The organism is Flavobacterium sp. KH_035 (assembly GCF_057839565.1).
The window spans coordinates 39,624-55,347 of sequence record NZ_CM174492.1 but is presented as its reverse complement, the minus strand read 5'-3'; the positions used below and the strand labels follow the sequence as shown (position 1 = coordinate 55,347).

The 15,724-nt window shown below is 34.7% G+C and carries 16 protein-coding genes and 1 tRNA gene; 11 read left to right on the top strand and 6 right to left on the bottom strand.

All coding sequences use genetic code 11. The annotated features are described in order from the left end of the window. Window positions 1-24 precede the first annotated feature (24 nt). A tRNA-Lys gene (locus tag AC3IS6_RS00270) sits at window positions 25-97 on the bottom strand. A 127-nt stretch (window positions 98-224) separates the two neighbouring features. Between AC3IS6_RS00270 and AC3IS6_RS00265 the strand changes: the two genes are divergently transcribed. Then, entirely contained in the window at window positions 225-743 is a 519-nt protein-coding gene (locus AC3IS6_RS00265; protein WP_489162705.1) for a shikimate kinase, read from the top strand. Here the strand turns inward: AC3IS6_RS00265 and AC3IS6_RS00260 are convergent. Next, window positions 735-1,235, bottom strand: a complete 501-nt coding sequence (locus AC3IS6_RS00260; RefSeq protein WP_489162703.1) for a phosphoribosyltransferase family protein — start codon at window positions 1,233-1,235, stop codon at window positions 735-737. The two genes, AC3IS6_RS00265 and AC3IS6_RS00260, sit on opposite strands and share 9 nt — an antisense overlap. A 216-nt stretch (window positions 1,236-1,451) precedes the next feature. Beyond that, the gene (locus AC3IS6_RS00255) at window positions 1,452-1,841 is read right to left on the bottom strand and encodes an RNA-binding S4 domain-containing protein (protein ID WP_489162701.1); all 390 of its coding nucleotides are present in this window, start codon (window positions 1,839-1,841) and stop codon (window positions 1,452-1,454) included. Between the two features lie 79 nt (window positions 1,842-1,920). Here AC3IS6_RS00255 and bamM point away from each other — a divergent pair, with 79 nt between their 5' ends. Continuing rightward, the gene (gene bamM, locus AC3IS6_RS00250) at window positions 1,921-3,129 is read left to right on the top strand and encodes a BamM family beta-barrel-assembly machinery protein (RefSeq protein ID WP_489162699.1); all 1,209 of its coding nucleotides are present in this window, start codon (window positions 1,921-1,923) and stop codon (window positions 3,127-3,129) included. 353 nt (window positions 3,130-3,482) lie between these two features. Here bamM and AC3IS6_RS00245 read toward each other — a convergent pair whose 3' ends face one another. The 3 genes from AC3IS6_RS00245 to AC3IS6_RS00235 all read right to left on the bottom strand — a co-directional run bounded on the left by AC3IS6_RS00245 (window position 3,483) and on the right by AC3IS6_RS00235 (window position 6,461). Then, window positions 3,483-4,436, bottom strand: coding sequence for a transketolase family protein (locus tag AC3IS6_RS00245; RefSeq protein ID WP_055091746.1), 954 nt, complete (start codon window positions 4,434-4,436; stop codon window positions 3,483-3,485). A gap of 75 nt (window positions 4,437-4,511) precedes the next feature. Continuing rightward, window positions 4,512-5,360: a transketolase gene (locus tag AC3IS6_RS00240; RefSeq protein ID WP_489162697.1), complete on the bottom strand. Its 849-nt coding sequence runs from the start codon at window positions 5,358-5,360 to the stop codon at window positions 4,512-4,514. Between the two features lie 240 nt (window positions 5,361-5,600). Beyond that, on the bottom strand, window positions 5,601-6,461 hold the full coding sequence (locus AC3IS6_RS00235) for a polysaccharide deacetylase family protein (RefSeq protein WP_489162695.1): 861 nt from the start codon (window positions 6,459-6,461) through the stop codon (window positions 5,601-5,603). A 312-nt stretch (window positions 6,462-6,773) separates the two neighbouring features. Here AC3IS6_RS00235 and tgt point away from each other — a divergent pair, with 312 nt between their 5' ends. From tgt to AC3IS6_RS00190, 9 genes are all read left to right on the top strand, one after another. Beyond that, the gene (gene tgt / locus AC3IS6_RS00230; RefSeq protein ID WP_041515562.1) at window positions 6,774-7,904 is read left to right on the top strand and encodes a tRNA guanosine(34) transglycosylase Tgt; all 1,131 of its coding nucleotides are present in this window, start codon (window positions 6,774-6,776) and stop codon (window positions 7,902-7,904) included. 87 nt (window positions 7,905-7,991) lie between these two features. Then, window positions 7,992-9,080 carry an LptF/LptG family permease gene (locus AC3IS6_RS00225; protein WP_489162693.1) on the top strand — a complete coding sequence of 363 codons (1,089 nt, stop codon included), beginning with the start codon at window positions 7,992-7,994 and terminating at the stop codon, window positions 9,078-9,080. After that, window positions 9,067-9,954, top strand: coding sequence for a DMT family transporter (locus AC3IS6_RS00220; protein ID WP_489162691.1), 888 nt, complete (start codon window positions 9,067-9,069; stop codon window positions 9,952-9,954). The genes AC3IS6_RS00225 and AC3IS6_RS00220 overlap by 14 nt, the downstream gene beginning before the upstream one ends. 112 nt (window positions 9,955-10,066) lie before the next feature. Then, the gene (locus AC3IS6_RS00215) at window positions 10,067-11,020 is read left to right on the top strand and encodes an acetyl-CoA carboxylase carboxyltransferase subunit alpha (RefSeq protein WP_489162689.1); all 954 of its coding nucleotides are present in this window, start codon (window positions 10,067-10,069) and stop codon (window positions 11,018-11,020) included. 139 nt (window positions 11,021-11,159) lie between these two features. After that, window positions 11,160-12,704, top strand: a complete 1,545-nt coding sequence (dnaB, locus tag AC3IS6_RS00210) for a replicative DNA helicase (protein ID WP_489162687.1) — start codon at window positions 11,160-11,162, stop codon at window positions 12,702-12,704. 137 nt (window positions 12,705-12,841) lie between these two features. Continuing rightward, window positions 12,842-13,222, top strand: coding sequence for a hypothetical protein (locus AC3IS6_RS00205; protein ID WP_489162685.1), 381 nt, complete (start codon window positions 12,842-12,844; stop codon window positions 13,220-13,222). Window positions 13,223-13,225: 3 nt separating this feature from the next. After that, window positions 13,226-13,867: a hypothetical protein gene (locus AC3IS6_RS00200; protein ID WP_489162683.1), complete on the top strand. Its 642-nt coding sequence runs from the start codon at window positions 13,226-13,228 to the stop codon at window positions 13,865-13,867. Then, the gene (locus tag AC3IS6_RS00195; protein WP_489162681.1) at window positions 13,864-14,655 is read left to right on the top strand and encodes a sensor histidine kinase; all 792 of its coding nucleotides are present in this window, start codon (window positions 13,864-13,866) and stop codon (window positions 14,653-14,655) included. The genes AC3IS6_RS00200 and AC3IS6_RS00195 overlap by 4 nt, the downstream gene beginning before the upstream one ends. Before the next feature lie 113 nt (window positions 14,656-14,768). Continuing rightward, entirely contained in the window at window positions 14,769-15,434 is a 666-nt protein-coding gene (locus AC3IS6_RS00190; RefSeq protein ID WP_173967612.1) for a response regulator transcription factor, read from the top strand. Window positions 15,435-15,724 lie beyond the last annotated feature (290 nt).

Below are 15,724 nucleotides of genomic sequence, written 5' to 3'. Positions count from 1 at the left end.
ACTTATATTGTGAATCACAGTTTGTGACCCGACTGGGGCTCGAACCCAGGACCCCATCATTAAAAGTGATGTGCTCTACCAACTGAGCTATCGAGTCATATTCGCTTCTTGAACGCGGGTGCAAATATAAGAAGTTTTTTTTATTATTTCCAAGCTTATTTATTATAAATTTGTCTTTTTTTAATCAAAATTTACAACCTCTTAGTTTATAAGGTATTATTAAAATGAAAAAAATCATATTGTTAGGATATATGGGTTGCGGGAAGTCAACGATTGCTCAAAATATGTCAAAAATTACAAATATTCCATTTCTGGATTTAGACAAATGTATCGAAAACAGGGTCAATTTATCAATAAATGAGATTTTCGAGCAACATGGAGAGATCTATTTTAGAAAATTAGAGCACGAAATGTTTGTAGAATTACTCCAATCTTCAGAAAATAATATAATTGGTTTAGGTGGAGGAACACCTTGTTATGCCAATAATCATGAATTATTAAAGGGAGAGGGTGTTGTTTCGATATATCTTAAGGCTTCGATAGAAACTTTGTATGATAGGTTAGTTCATAATAAAAGTAAACGACCGTTAATCGCTGATATGAATGAAGAGGAAATGAAAGAATTTATAGCGAAACATTTATTCGACAGAAGTTTTTATTACAACCATGCACAATATAAGGTCACGGTTGATGATAAAACTGTCGAAGAAACGGTTCAGGATATTTTAGCGATTTTAGCTTAAGAAGGCATAGTTGTCGCCGTTTTCATCAAAAATGACCTGCACATGTTCTAATAAAGAAGTAGACAAGGAGATTCCTTTAAAATCAGCTTTTACAGGATACTTTTTGTGATTTCTGTCTACAAGTACTGCTGTTTTGAATTTCTTAAGTGGAACATCTAAGAAATGACGAACAGCATATATTAATGTAGTACCTGAATTTAGGACGTCATCAACCAGTACCAGACCTTTGTTCTCGTACTCTTCTTTAGTTAATGATGTAGATATAGGCAACTGTGGATTTTGTTTGTCGACTTTAACTTCGCAAAGCGAAACTTTAAGCGTTGAAATACTGGCTAAGGCCGAAGCAAGCTTTTGAGCAAAAACAGAACCGTTTGAAGCGATTCCGGCAATTACAACTTCGTCTTCATCAACAAAAGTTTCATATATCTGATAAGCGATACGTTTTATTTTGTGTTCGATTTCCTGATTGGTTAAGATGATGTTTTTGCTCATGATTTAATTTTTTGCTAAGATAACTAAATTTAAATTCCAATATAAAAAACTCAAATTCCAATTTTGATAATGGAATTTTTAATTTTTTAAATCCCAAATTCCAATGTTGGGAAAGGGATTTTGAGATCATAGTGTTGAGGTTTGAATTTTAGGATTTTACCTGTCTGAAATTTTTACAGACATAAATTTTGGAATTTGGATTTTAGAAATTGGAATTTAAACTTCTTCTTCCTCGTCAAAAATCTCATTGCCGTATTCATCAATATCCCGACGGTCTTTTTTGGTAGGTCTCCCTGTGCCGCTTTTACGATAATGTTCTTTGGACAGTTTTAGTAATTCCAAATGGGCATAAACTTCTGCCGGAGTTTCGTTTTTTCGGTAGATGTCAACCAGTTTTGCTCCAACACGGCTTTCAGGAATGTCGAGTACGGTTATAATTTGGGTTATCTGATCTTTTCTAAAGGTGATTCTGTCGGTAGGAAAAACCTCTTTGGATGGCTTTGCAACTTGTCCATTTACAGTGATATGGTTTTTTTTGCAGGCTTCCGTAACCATGTTTCTGGTCTTATAATATCGCACGCACCAGAGGTATTTGTCTATTCTCATAATTTTTCTAAAATCAAAGTTAAAATCTTTACAAAAATAAATCAATATTGTATCTTGCGCACCTAAAAAATTAACAATAATGAATAAATTTAAATATTATTTTATTTTATTGCTTGCAGGTGTTTCGTTGGTTTCTTGTAATAAAAAGGATGATGATGAGACGGAGATAGCTCCTCTAAAGGATTATCAGGAACAATTTAATATTGATAATGTAAATATTGAGGAATATTTAAAGACCAATTATATTACGGTGGTTAATAAGCCTGGAGATGTAACAGATCAGGATGTTACATTTACAAAGATTACTGATGTGGCGACTCAGCCTTCAATAATGTCTTATTTAAATAGTGCTACATTTCCTAAGTTGCTGACTAGAGATGTAGATTTACATGGGATAAAATACAAAATGTATTATTTGGTTTTAAGAGAAGGTACTGGTTTGTCCCCATTGAATACAGATGGAGTTTTAACTGCTTATAAAGGGGAATATTTAAAACGAGTTGAAAAAACAGCTACAGATCCTGAGCAGTTAACCACTACATTATTTGAGCAGGTCATATATACAAACGAGACTCAGGATTTATACGGGGTTATTATGGGGTGGAGCGAGATTTTTCCTCAGTTTAAAATAGGAACAAGTACTACTAATGCTGATGGAAGTATTAGTCGTAAGGACTTTGGGGCTGGAGTGTTGTTTATTCCTTCAGGATTAGGTTATTATGCGAATCCGCCTGCATCAAGCTCGATACCAGCTTATTCTCCTTTGATTTTTACTATTAAATTATACGATCTTAAAAGATTAGATCACGAAAATAATGGTTATTCCGCCAGTACTGGTGCTTTAATTCCGAATCCTGATGGACTTTTTGATTATCAGGAAGATATTAACGGAGATGGTTATGTTTATGATTATAGAAATACAACGTTGTATCCTAAGGCTCCTAAAAATTTGGATGATACAGATGGTGATGGAATTCCTGATTTCTTAGATCAGGACGATGATAATGATGGTTTTACTACCCGTTATGAGATTACTAAACCTTTGGATGCGTCTTATTCTGGTTTGAGTAAATACTATCCTTATGATCCGATTTTGGATAATCCATCTACACCTAATGTTAATGAATCTGAAATTTGGGGAGTGCCAAGAAGGCCAACAGGGGCGCTTACAGATCCTGCTAAACCAGAATCTTTAACAAATCCGCGTAAGTTTATTAGTGAAGATTATACAACACCTGGTAGAACGAGAATTCATTTGGATAATACTTATCCTTATAAGCAGAATTAATTTTTAGCTTGTATCAAATAAATTTAAACCTCGAAATTGATTTCGAGGTTTTTTTATGATTGGCAGATAGAATTTTTATTTATTTGAGTTTGCAAATTGGGGAAGTTTTTAAAGGTTTGTTTCTCGCAGATTTGCTTTGCTAATTCGCTATTGCTCGGGTTGTAAATAGGATGGATTTTTTTAAACATACAGAAAAAGAAAGCTAAGTAGTTCATAAGGGTATGTGTTTCTTTGCAGAGGTTTAGGGGGACTCTGTTCTCTTTGCTCTTTTTTCCAAAGCCTGGAGATAAAAACAAAAAAAACCCGAAAATCACTTTTCGGGGTATTCTTTATAAAGTAAGAAAATGAAATAATTATTTTCTTTTGATAACTCTTTCTACAGCTTCAACAATCGCCTGGTTGTTTAATTTGTATTTTTCCATTAGTTGTTCCGGAGTTCCGGATTCGCCAAAACTATCGTTAACAGCTACAAATTCTTGCGGTGCAGGATTGTTTAAAGCTAATACTCTTGAAACGCTTTCTCCAAGACCTCCAAGAATGTTGTGCTCTTCTGCAGTTACCACACATTTTGTTTTAGCCAATGATTTTAGAATGGCTTCTTCGTCAAGGGGTTTGATAGTGTGGATGTTGATTACTTCAGCAGAAATTCCTTTTGCTTCAAGAGCTTCGGCAGCGATAAGAGCTTCCCAAACTAAGTGTCCTGTTGCAACAATGGTTACATCAGTTCCTTCATTTAATAAGATTGCTTTTCCGATTACGAAAGGTTCGTCAGCAGGTGTAAAGTTAGGTACAACCGGACGGCCAAAACGCAAGTAAGCAGGACCATGGTGATCTGCCAATGCTAAAGTAGCTGCTTTAGTTTGATTGTAATCGCAAGTATTGATTACAGTCATTCCTGGTAACATTTTCATTAATCCAATATCCTCAAGGATTTGGTGTGTTGCTCCGTCTTCACCTAGTGTTAAACCAGCATGAGAAGCGCAAATTTTTACATTTTTATCAGAGTAAGCAACTGACTGACGAATTTGATCGTAAACTCTTCCTGTAGAAAAGTTAGCGAAAGTTCCTGTGAAAGGAATTTTTCCCCCAATTGTTAAACCTGCAGCAATACCAATCATATTTGCTTCAGCGATACCGATTTGAAAGAAACGTTCCGGGTGATTTTTTTTGAAATCATCAAATTTTAATGATCCAATTAAATCAGCACATAATGCTACAACTTTTTCGTTTTTTTGACCTAGTTCAGTCATTCCCGCTCCAAAACCCGAACGAGTATCTTTACTTCCTGTATTTGTATATTTTTTCATTTTTGTTTTTTTGCTGTACGCAATAGGCTGTAGGTAATAGGCATAAAGCTTACTACTTAAGGCTTAAAGCTGTTTTTAATAGTCTGCTAAAGTTGATGTGTTTTGAGCTAAAGCACTTGCCAACTGATCGTTGTTTGGTGCTTTACCATGCCATGCATGTGTGTGCATCATAAAATCAACTCCGTTACCCATTTCTGTATATAACAAAATACAAACTGGTTTTCCTTTTCCTGTTCTTGATTTAGCGTCGTTTAAACCCGAAATGATAGCTTCGATATTGTTTCCTTCTTTAATTTCAAGAACGTCCCAGTCAAAAGCTTCAAATTTTGCACGTAGGCTTCCCATTGCTAAAACTTCGTCAGTTGTTCCGTCAATTTGTTTTCCGTTAACGTCGATAGTTGCAATAAGGTTGTCTACATTTTTGGCAGAAGCATACATGATAGCTTCCCAGTTTTGACCTTCTTGTAATTCACCATCTCCGTGTAAAGTGTAAATCAAATGATTGTCACCATTTAATTTTTTTGCTTGGGCTGCACCAAGAGCTACAGATAAACCTTGTCCTAATGAACCAGAAGCCATGCGAACTCCAGGTAATCCTTCGTGAGTTGTTGGATGTCCTTGTAAACGTGAGTTTAGTAATCTAAAAGTGGCAAGTTCTGAAATAGGGAAATAACCGCTACGTGCTAGTACGCTATAAAATACAGGAGAAATATGTCCGTTTGAAAGGAAGAAGATGTCTTCTCCGATTCCGTCCATATCAAAACCTTCTTTGCGCTCCATAATGTTTTGGTACAGTGTTACCAAAAATTCAGTACAACCTAATGAACCACCTGGGTGACCTGAGTTGACAGCATGTACCATTCGAAGAATATCTCTTCTTACTTGGATAGTTAAATCGCTTAATTGTTGTGTGTTAGGCTTCATTTTATGTGTAAAAGTTAAACTGGTGCAAAAGTAATTTTTATTTTGCGGGGAGACAAATGATTTTAGGGTTTAGTTTGCTGTAAAGTTGAATTTATCCCTCTTTTTTGTGCCGATATGAAGAGAAAAAGGGTGTTTTGTTTTTATAAAGTCAAAAATAGGCTGGCCATGGTTTCAAATGCCGTTTTGTTTGTTATTAGGGTTTTGTGAGATTTCAAAAAAGATAATTGATTAATTTTCTAATTATTTAATTGATCCAATCTCTCGCCAGGTAACCAATTGAATGTTATTTTCTTTTAGTTTTCTGCCGCATTCTTCGCTAGTGAAAAAGTCAAAGTCGATTTGGCGCCAAGCCGAACCAAAATTTGGATGGTTTACGGTGATGCCCTGCATTTCAAAATCGTCATAGGCGGGATGTAACAAGAACACATTTAAACCCGGAATAGCATTTTCCAAGGCTTTGGAATACGAATCTCTTAATTCCCCTTTTTCAAAATCGTTATAATATCCAATTAAAAGATTATCGGTCAAAAGCATGTCTTCGAAGTTGTACTCTTCGTTAGATAAGCTGATGGATTCAACAAATTGTTTATTGATAAAAACCGGTAAGTTGTATTGTTTTCCAAGTTCTTTGTAGATTTCTAAAATCTCAGGAGTTACACCAATACTGCACATGTGTGAGTCCAAATGGGTAGGTTGTATTCCGAATTGTAATGCTTTTTCGATTTGAGCGGTTAGTTCTTTTTTGATTTCTGATGGTTTTGCATGATTTTTAAAATCAGCTCTGGATTTATAGAAATGGCCATTTTGATCGGTTAAACTTGGAACTTCTGAAAGCGGAAGAACTGGGCCGAATTTGTAATTCTCCCATTCGCAGGTAAGTGTGAGATGGACGCCACAATCGTATTTGGGATTGTTTTTGGCAAAATTGGCCATCTCGAAAAACCACGGACAGGGAGTCATGATGCTGTAGGAATTTACAAAGCCATTTTGAAGTGTTTTTATTGTGGCCTGATTTTCGGAATGGGATAAACCGGCATCGTCGGCATGAATGATTAACAGTTTGGTGTTTTCAGGATATCCAAGTTTTTGAGCTAAATTCATTGTATTTGTCTTTTATTTTTTCTGTGCACAAATCTGCTGATTTCTTAATCTGTGGTTTTTATCAAATTTAATTTTTTTTTATTGAATAGTTGCGTTTTTTGTTTTACGGTTAATCTCTGGTTCCAAGTTTCAGGTTTTAAAGATTAAACATCAATGCGGTTCATTATCGGAATTATCTAATCAGTCTAACAATCTAAGAATCCAGGATTCTAATAATCTAGCTATCTAAAAGATCTAATTTTTCAATTGACAAATTAACTACTTAGATTTTCCTGAAATTAGCCTATCTTTGCCGACTGAAAAAAGAAACAGATGAAGTTTGATTTATTACAAAAAGATCCGCAATCTAAAGCAAGAGCGGGAAGTATTACTACAGATCACGGCGTAATCGAAACGCCTATTTTTATGCCTGTTGGTACAGTGGCTTCTGTTAAAGGGGTACACCAACGCGAACTTAAAGAGGATATCAATCCGGATATTATTCTTGGAAATACCTACCATTTGTATTTACGTCCGCAGACTGAAATTCTTGAAAAAGCAGGCGGATTGCATAAATTTATGAATTGGGACCGTAATATTTTGACTGATTCTGGTGGGTACCAAGTGTATTCACTTTCAAATAACAGAAAAATTAAGGAAGAAGGAGTAAAGTTTAAATCACATATTGATGGTTCATATCACTTTTTTTCACCGGAAAGTGTAATGGAAATTCAACGTACCATTGGAGCCGATATTATTATGGCTTTTGATGAATGTACACCTTATCCATGTGATTACAGATACGCACAGCGTTCAATGCACATGACCCACCGTTGGTTAGATCGTTGTATTAACCATTTGGATAAAGTACCTTATAAATATGGGTACGAGCAGACATTTTTTCCAATTGTTCAGGGAAGTACTTATAAAGATTTGCGTCGTCAGTCAGCAGAGTATATTGCAAATGCAGGACAACAAGGAAATGCTATTGGAGGTTTGTCTGTGGGGGAGCCTGCAGAAGAGATGTATGCTATGACCGAAGTGGTTTGTGAAATTTTACCGGAAGACAAACCTCGTTACTTAATGGGTGTTGGAACTCCGATTAATATACTGGAGAATATTGCTTTAGGAATTGATATGTTCGATTGTGTAATGCCAACCCGTAACGCCAGAAATGGTATGTTGTTTACAGCAAACGGAACGATCAACATCAAAAATAAAAAATGGGAAGCTGATTTTTCTCCAATTGACGAAATGGGGCATACTTTTGTAGATACAGAATATACAAAAGCCTATTTACGCCACTTGTTTGCAGCAAATGAATATTTAGGAAAACAAATTGCAACAATTCATAACCTTGGTTTCTATATGTGGTTGGTTCGTGAAGCCAGAAAACATATCTTAGCAGGCGATTTTAGACCATGGAAAGAAATGATGGTTAAAAATATGAGTCAAAGACTTTAAAAAAGTTTCAAGTTTGAGGTTTCAGGTTTCAAGTTCTAAGCAGAACCTGAAACTTGAAACCTTAAACAAAAACAAACAAAACAATATATGCTGACGATAATAGATAAGTATATTTTAAAAAGATATTTAGCCACATTTTCGGTGATGATCTTATTATTTATTCCGATTGGAATTGTAATTGACGTCTCTGAAAAGGTGAATAAGATGTTGGAAAATAAAATTCCGTTTAGCGCAATTGCAATCTATTATTACAATTTTACGGTATATTTTGCGAATTCTCTGTTTCCGATATTTTTGTTTTTGTCGGTAATATGGTTTACTTCAAAACTGGCAAATAATACCGAGATTATTGCGGTTTTAAGTTCCGGGATTTCGTTTTCACGTTTTTTAAGACCTTATATTATTGGTGCTTCAATCGTTTCGGTTTTTGTGCTTTTAATGGGTTTTTTTATTGTTCCCGCAGCCAGCGAAGGTTTTAATAACTTCAGGTATACCTATCTGAAAGGAAATGGGAAGCAGTTGATGCGTGGTGAAAATACAAACGTATACAGGCAGATTAACGACAACGATTTTATTTTTGTCAATAGCTTTAATGAAGAATCTAAAACGGCTTTTAATTTTACGTTAGAGCATTTTGAAGGTGAAAAGTTAATGTATAAAATTACCGCAAGCCGTATTAAATGGGATCCTAAAACAAAGACCTATAATTTGTACGATTATACAAAAAGAACGCTGGGAGAATTAAATGATCAGATCGAAAAAAATCCGGAAAAAAGGGTGGCTTTCAAATTTGAGCTGGCCGATTTAACTCCGGTAGTTTACATTGCAGAGACTCTTCCATTGGGCAAACTAATCGATTTTATTGAGAAAGAGCGTAAAAGAGGTTCGGGAAATATTAATACCTATTTAGTCGTACTGTATAAAAAATACAGTGTACCCGTTTCTGCTTTTATCCTCACAATTATTGCTGTGGCAGTTTCGTCAATGAAACGTCGCGGTGGTATGGGAACCAATTTGGCTATCGGAATTGCAATAGCCTTTTCATTTGTGTTTTTTGATAAAATATTTGGAACACTTGCCGAAAAATCTACCTTTTCACCTTTATTAGCTGTTTGGTTTCCGAATATTGTTTTCGGAATTTTGGCAGTTTACCTACTACGTAATGCGAAACGATAATTTAAAAAGTTATTTAAATCTTCATTTAATTGTTTTTATTTGGGGTTTTACAGCCATTTTGGGCGCTTTAATAACCATTGATGCCGAAAATTTGGTTTGGTTCAGAATGCTTCTTGCAGGAGTTTTTCTAGCCGCTTTTATTGTGTACAAGAAACAATCTTTTATAATTTCGGCCAGCTCTTTTGCGAAGCTAATTTTTGTGGGACTGTTGATTGCTCTTCATTGGATTTTCTTTTTTAGAGCCATTCATGTTTCCAATGTTTCTATTACGCTCTCCATATTTTCCTTAGGTGCCTTTTTTGCGTCGTTGTTAGAACCGCTTTTTTACGGAAGAAAGATTTTATTCTACGAGGTATTCTTCGGATTGATTATTATAGCAGGTTTAGCGTTAATAATGAAGGTAGAGGTGAAGTATCTGCATGGTATGTATTATGCATTGGTAGCTATTATTCTGGGTGTTTTGTTTACTTTAATGAATGGAAAATTAATAACAGAACATGACCCTTCGGTAATTACCTTTTATGAGTTTGCTGCGGGAGTTTTCTTTATTTCAATTTATTTTTTAGTACAGGGAAAATTCAATGCTGACTTTTTTACCATGTCCCTAAATAACTGGGGTTTATTACTTCTTTTGGCTTCGGTTTGTACCGCTTATGCCTTTACAGCTTCGGTGAAAGTCATGCAGAAGTTAACTCCCTATACAGTGATGTTAACGACTAATTTAGAGCCGGTTTACGGAATTGTACTAGCCTATTTTATCCTTGGCGGAAAAGAAAAAATGAGCACGGAATTTTATATTGGCGCCCTGATAATCGTAATTACAGTTATCTTAAATGGCGTTTTTAAACATTATAAAAATAAGAAAGAAGTGTAATAATTTCCTTATTTTTAAATTACATTTTTATATTTTAAATACGATTTAATTCAACCAATGATATAATATTTTTATATTTGCGGTTCGATTTACAAACAAAATTCAAAAATCCATGGAATATTTAGATTTTGAGCTTCCAATAAAAGAACTTGAAGAACAGTTAGAAAAGTGTGTTATAATTGGAAAAGAATCTGATGTTGATGTAACACCTACCTGCAAGGAAATCAACAAGAAATTAGAACAAACTAAGAAAGAAATATACAAAAATCTTACAGCCTGGCAACGAGTTCAGCTGTCAAGACATCCAAATAGACCTTATACCTTAGATTACATCAAAGCAATTTGTGGAGATACATTTTTAGAGCTTCATGGAGACAGAAACTTTAAAGATGATAAAGCGATGGTTGGCGGATTAGGAAAAGTAAATGGTCAGTCGTTTATGATTGTTGGTCAGCAAAAAGGTTTTAATACAAAAACACGTCAGTATCGTAATTTTGGTATGGCAAACCCTGAAGGATACCGTAAAGCTTTGCGTTTGATGAAAATGGCGGAGAAGTTTGGAATTCCGGTTTTAACTTTAGTAGATACTCCGGGTGCATACCCAGGACTTGAAGCCGAAGAAAGAGGACAGGGAGAAGCGATCGCCAGAAACATTTTTGAAATGGTTCGTTTACAAGTTCCTATTATCACCATCATTGTTGGTGAAGGAGCATCGGGAGGAGCATTAGGAATTGGTGTTGGAGATAAAGTATACATGTTGGAGAATACTTGGTATTCTGTAATTTCTCCGGAATCTTGTTCTTCAATTTTATGGAAAAGCTGGGAGTACAAAGAACGTGCTGCGGATGCTTTAAAATTGACTTCATCTGATATGAAAAAGCAAAAATTAGTAGATGATGTGATCCCGGAACCATTAGGTGGAGCACACTATGACCGCGAAACTACTTTTAAAACAGTGGCGGAGTACATCACTAAAGGATATAATGAATTGAAAGACTTATCAACACATGATCTGATTGCCCAAAGAATGGACAAATACAGTAAGATGGGAGAGTATAAAGAGTAAATTCTTACAAATCAATTAGAATCCGAAGCCTTACAGTTTCGGATTTTTTTTTGGTTATGAACAAAAAAAACATATTTATAAACAATTAATAGTTATAACTCAATAGCAATTTTTTTTTAAATTTTGTTACTTTCGCTATATGGAAAATTTCAAAAATGTAAATCCTGTAAAGGTAGATAAAACCACAATTATTAGTTTAGAAAAAGGAAAGCTTCCACCGCAAGTTCTTGATTTAGAGGAGGCTGTGCTTGGGGCGATGATGATTGATAAAAAGGGGGTTGATGATGTAATTGATATTTTGCAGGCTGATGCTTTTTATAAAGATTCGCATAAATTTATTTTTGAAGCGATCGTTCAGCTTTTTACCGAAACACAGCCAATTGACTTGTTGACTGTTTCGACTCAATTGAAGAAGAATGGAAAATTAGAATTGGCCGGAGGAGATTTTTATTTAATTCAGCTGACTCAAAAAATTGCCTCTTCGGCGCATATCGAATTTCACTCTCGTATTATTCTTCAAAAATTCATTCAAAGAAGTTTAATTCGAATTTCATCTGAAATTATCGAAGCATCTTATGATGAAACTGCAGATGTATTTGATTTGCTTGATCAGGCCGAATCAAAATTGTATGAAGTAACACAGGGAAACATCAAACGTAGTTCTGAAACAGCTCAGAGTTTAGTACTTCAGGCTAAAAAGAAGATCGAAGAAATTGCGAAACAAGAAGGTTTAAGTGGCGTTGAGACTGGTTTTACTAATCTGGATAAACTGACTTCTGGATGGCAGCCCAGTGATTTAATTATTATTGCAGCGAGACCTGCGATGGGAAAAACAGCATTTGTACTTTCGATGGCGAGAAATATCGCAATTCAGTACGGGCACGGAGTGGCTTTGTTCTCGCTGGAGATGGCCTCCGTTCAGCTGATTACGAGGCTTATTTCTTCCGAAACAGGATTGTCATCAGAGAAACTACGTACAGGTAAATTAGAGCCTCACGAATGGGAAATGTTGAGTACCAAGGTGAAAAACCTAGAAAAAGCTCCTTTGTTTATTGATGATACACCGTCACTTTCTATTTTTGACTTAAGGGCAAAATGCCGTCGTTTGGTTTCACAGCATGGTATCAAAATTATAATCATCGATTATTTGCAATTGATGACTGCCGGAGGAAATAATAAAGGAGGAGGAAATCGTGAGCAGGAAATCTCTACAATTTCCCGAAATTTAAAGGCCCTGGCAAAAGAGTTAAATGTACCGGTAATTGCACTTTCGCAGTTATCACGTGCTGTTGAGACGCGTGGATCAAGTAAGCGTCCACTTCTTTCAGATCTTCGTGAATCTGGAGCGATTGAGCAGGATGCCGATATTGTATCGTTTTTATACCGACCGGAATACTATAAAATTGAAGAATGGGATGATGATGAAGCATCACCAACTGCAGGTCAGGCAGAGATAATGATTGCTAAGCACCGTAATGGTGGTATTGAAAACATTCGATTGAAATTTATCGGACATCTTGGTAAGTTTGATAACCTTGATGATTTTTCAGGTAGCTATGATGATTTACCGTCTAAAATGAATCATGAGGATAATCCTTTTATAACTAAAAACCTGCCTTCTGCCAATGAAGCTTTTGGTAGTAACTTAAACGACGACGACGACGACAGTGATGTTCCGTTTTAATAAAACAATTTAGCCTCATTTTGAGGCTTTTTTTATGTGTAAATATTAATACTTTTCCTAGAAAATTCTGTAGTTTAGCCAAACAATTGCACAAAGCAATTCTAAATTAAATTTTAACCCAAAAACAAATTTAAATTATGTCAGAAGAAAAAAACTTAGGATCAGTTGAAGTCAGTTTAGCTGTAGGTCAGGAATGGGCCAGAAAATTTCGAAATGCAAAAGAAGATAATAAAAAGAAAGTTGATGCTTATTTAATTCCATTAGAGAGTATAAAACTGGTATTGGATCAGGATATTGATGCAGTACGTGCTTATGTGGGTATTAATAATGCAGGAGAGCAAAATTTAATGCTTGTTGGTACAAAACTGAACCCAAAAACAGGTATTTATGTAGATGTTTTCAAACAACAGCAATCTTTTGCAGGTGCAAGAACTGCTGGTGATGGAGAAGATGTCCTTTACGATGCATCTCGTCCATGTCCGCCATACACTGATCCAGATAGTCCAATGAACCAATAATAAATGGATAATTTTCTAATATTTTCAGGTTATTTTGTACTGTTAGTCAACCTGATTTTATATACATATAGCTTTTTCCTTAAGGAAAAAGCTAATGTTTTTTTTACAGCCTATGTTGTGTTTTTGTTTGTTATTCAATTCACGATGGAGCTGCTGTATCGCTTTCAGATTATTAATTTGTTCCTTGTAAATACTTATTTTATCGGACAAATGGTTTTATTAGGCCTGTTTTATAAATCAATTTTAGGAATTAAAAGACAAAAAGCATTTGTAGACTGGAGTTTGACGTTTATGTTATTAGTTCTGGCCATTCAGTGTTTAATTAATACAGATCAATTTTTTAAATTTAACTTGTTTGCAATTACAGCGACTTCTTTATTAAGCGTTGTTTATGCTTTATTGCATTTTTATAATATGCTAACGGATGACAGGCAGTATTATTACTTTACAATTGGATTGTCTTTTTACTTACTGGTAAGTACAGTTCTTTTTTTAGTTGGTAATCTTACCCTCGGATTAAGTGATGATTTGAAATATTTTACATGGAGACTAAATGCTTTTTTTGTAATGGTATATTATCTTTTTATTTTATATGAATGGAAAGTAAGTTTTAACCCAAAAAAGAAAATAAATAACCAGATATGAGTGGAAGCCCGGTTTACGAAAAAGAGATAGTTGCCATAATCCTGTACACATCATGTTTTTTTATGATTGTGGCCTTTTTTTTAATTGCGTTTTTTTATTTTTCCAGAAAGAAAATTATCCAGAAAGAAGTAGAAAAAAGAGATCTGGAAATTCAATACCGTAAAGAACAAGTACATGCCGTTATTGTGACTCAGGAAGAAGAACGAAAAAGAATTGCACAGGATTTGCATGATGATATCAGTTCTAAACTGAATATTGTATCATTAAATTCACATATACTCTCGTCTCCAAATTTAACCGAAGCAGAGATCAGTGAGATTACAGGGACCATTATAAGTCTTACCGCAAGAGCACTCGAGAACTCCCGAAAAATTGCACATAATTTATTGCCCCCTGTTTTTGAAAAATTTGGTCTGAATGCCGGTGTACGAGAACTTTGTGATGAGTTTGAAAGCAGCAAGAAGGTAGAAGTGCATTATTACAATGAAATTGAATTTGATCCTAAAGATATTGATCGTCATTTGCATGTCTTCCGAATTTTACAGGAACTAATGAACAATTCTTTACGTCACGGAAAAGCAACTGAAATTTGGATTGATTTTAAGATGGAAGATGAAATTCAGACTTGTTATTATAAAGATAACGGAATTGGTTTTGATACCGAGAATTCCGAAAATCAGAAAGGATTAGGGATGAAAAACATTGATAGCCGTATTTCTTTTTTGAAAGGAACAATCGAAATTCATTCTGAAATTGGCAAAGGAATTAGCGTCGTTTTTACTTTTTAGGTTAAAATATGGTAATAAATTGGGTTTTTACTTAATATAATGCGGTTGTAGTACTTTTTTTCGCTTCATATTTTGTAATTTCGGCTTACCAAACGACCAAAAACAAAAATCAAATGAGTGCCGCTATTAAAATTGCTTTAGTCGATGACGAAGTTTTATTCCGTAAAGGAATTGCTTTTTTATTGCAAAGAGAAGATAATATCGATATTATCTTTGAAGCATCTAACGGAGAAGAACTTCTGTCAAATCTAGATAATTGTGTGATTAAGCCAGAAATTATTATCATGGATTTGAAGATGCCAATTTTAAATGGTGTCGAGGCTACAAAAATTATCCGAAAATCATTTCCTGAAATTAAAATCATTGCGCTGACCAGTTATGACACAAAATCATTTATTGCCAATATGATTCAGGTGGGAGCAGTGGCTTATTTAATAAAAAATACTACTCCAAAAGATTTAATTCATACCATCAATCAGGTTGCCAAAAAAGGTTTTTATTATAACGAAAGCGTCCTTCAAACTATTCAGGAAACAATCATCTCCAGCAAGACTCCAAAAGGAAATCTGGAAACGGGCTTTCTTTCGCAGCGTGAAATAGAGATTCTTCAGCTTATCTGTCAGCAAAAAACAACTTCAGAAATTGCAGACCATCTGTATTTGAGTCCCAGAACCGTAGAAGGGCACCGTAACAATTTACTACTTAAAACTGAATCTAAGAATATTGCCGGTTTGGTAGTCTATGCGATTCAGAATGAAATTGCTGTTTTAACAATCTAAGTCTATTAGCTCGTTAAGTAATGTATTGAAAGTGCATAGTACAAAACTATAATTAACACAAGTACAACGATTCCTATTTTTTGTATCATATTCAGTCCCTTTGGTTCTTTATTACCATCATTAAGCTTCATGCCTTTGTCTTTTTCATTGATTATTTTGATGACCGGGGAGAGCAAATGTAAGGATAATGTGCTTTTGTGAAATAGGTGTTTCTACGTGATTTTAGCAATTGAGCATAATAATTTTCAAGTTTTTTTTAACATTTTTAACCTTATAAAACCAAAACATCT

Excerpts from the sequence above, each read along its gene's own strand:
- AC3IS6_RS00240 (WP_489162697.1), bottom strand. The coding sequence starts at position 5,360 with ATGAAGCCTAACACACAACAATTAAGCGATTTAACTATCCAAGTAAGA.
- tgt (WP_041515562.1), top strand. The coding sequence starts at position 6,774 with ATGAAGTTTGATTTATTACAAAAAGATCCGCAATCTAAAGCAAGAGCG.
- AC3IS6_RS00245 (WP_055091746.1), bottom strand. The coding sequence starts at position 4,436 with ATGAAAAAATATACAAATACAGGAAGTAAAGATACTCGTTCGGGTTTT.
- dnaB (WP_489162687.1), top strand. The coding sequence starts at position 11,160 with ATGGAAAATTTCAAAAATGTAAATCCTGTAAAGGTAGATAAAACCACA.
- AC3IS6_RS00255 (WP_489162701.1), bottom strand. The coding sequence starts at position 1,841 with ATGAGAATAGACAAATACCTCTGGTGCGTGCGATATTATAAGACCAGA.
- AC3IS6_RS00265 (WP_489162705.1), top strand. The coding sequence starts at position 225 with ATGAAAAAAATCATATTGTTAGGATATATGGGTTGCGGGAAGTCAACG.
- bamM (WP_489162699.1), top strand. The coding sequence starts at position 1,921 with ATGAATAAATTTAAATATTATTTTATTTTATTGCTTGCAGGTGTTTCG.
- AC3IS6_RS00260 (WP_489162703.1), bottom strand. The coding sequence starts at position 1,235 with ATGAGCAAAAACATCATCTTAACCAATCAGGAAATCGAACACAAAATA.
- AC3IS6_RS00200 (WP_489162683.1), top strand. The coding sequence starts at position 13,226 with ATGGATAATTTTCTAATATTTTCAGGTTATTTTGTACTGTTAGTCAAC.
- AC3IS6_RS00195 (WP_489162681.1), top strand. The coding sequence starts at position 13,864 with ATGAGTGGAAGCCCGGTTTACGAAAAAGAGATAGTTGCCATAATCCTG.
- AC3IS6_RS00220 (WP_489162691.1), top strand. The coding sequence starts at position 9,067 with ATGCGAAACGATAATTTAAAAAGTTATTTAAATCTTCATTTAATTGTT.
- AC3IS6_RS00215 (WP_489162689.1), top strand. The coding sequence starts at position 10,067 with ATGGAATATTTAGATTTTGAGCTTCCAATAAAAGAACTTGAAGAACAG.
- AC3IS6_RS00225 (WP_489162693.1), top strand. The coding sequence starts at position 7,992 with ATGCTGACGATAATAGATAAGTATATTTTAAAAAGATATTTAGCCACA.
- AC3IS6_RS00205 (WP_489162685.1), top strand. The coding sequence starts at position 12,842 with ATGTCAGAAGAAAAAAACTTAGGATCAGTTGAAGTCAGTTTAGCTGTA.
- AC3IS6_RS00190 (WP_173967612.1), top strand. The coding sequence starts at position 14,769 with ATGAGTGCCGCTATTAAAATTGCTTTAGTCGATGACGAAGTTTTATTC.
- AC3IS6_RS00235 (WP_489162695.1), bottom strand. The coding sequence starts at position 6,461 with ATGAATTTAGCTCAAAAACTTGGATATCCTGAAAACACCAAACTGTTA.